Origin of the sequence: Thiolapillus sp. (assembly GCF_048562965.1) — a bacterium.
GTDB lineage: Bacteria > Pseudomonadota > Gammaproteobacteria > Chromatiales > Chromatiaceae > Thiolapillus > Thiolapillus brandeum_A.
Genome location: NZ_JBHNMF010001636.1, coordinates 1 through 524, shown reverse-complemented (window position 1 = coordinate 524; position 524 = coordinate 1). Strand labels below are relative to the sequence as shown.

Here is a 524-nt window from a genome sequence, read left to right as displayed (position 1 = left end):
GGGCAGGATTTCATAGGTGAGCTCTGGCTCGCTGCTGATGGCGTTGAGTCCCGGTGTGTCGAGAATGCGCAGCCCTTGGGCGAGCAGCGGGTGGCGGTAGTTGAGATGAGCAAGCCGCCACCGCTGCCAGCCATGGAGAGCGAAGCGAAGGCTGGTAGACCCCAGTAGCCGCGAGGCCGCACTGTTTTCCCGGCGTGCCTTGCGCCAGAGGGAAAACAAAGTAGGCCTCCGAACGCGGCGTCCAGTCATTGGGAGCCAAGTACGGAGCAGCAACGAGCTTGCGAAGTTGTTGCGTAGTGCTTGGTGACCAGGACGGCTGGGGCACCAATAGGTTGTCAAAGGCCGAGTCGATTTTGGGGACTGGGATGTCCCAAAATCTATCACGAGGCCGAAGACACGCTTGGCGGGTACGGAAACCAGGCGTTCCAGGTCATCCACCGTCTGGCTGACATCGATAAGGCCCATCTGTTCGGCCGCATCGCGGGATACCATCTTGTTTTCCTTAATCTTTCCCAGCTTACTGA

General features: G+C 59.2%; 1 protein-coding gene. It reads right to left on the bottom strand.

All coding sequences use genetic code 11. The features are described from left to right. On the bottom strand, nt 1-492 hold a 492-nt coding region (locus ACOCD2_RS25945; protein ID WP_419588817.1), incomplete at its 3' end, for a hypothetical protein. Nucleotides 493-524: the final 32 nt, after the last annotated feature.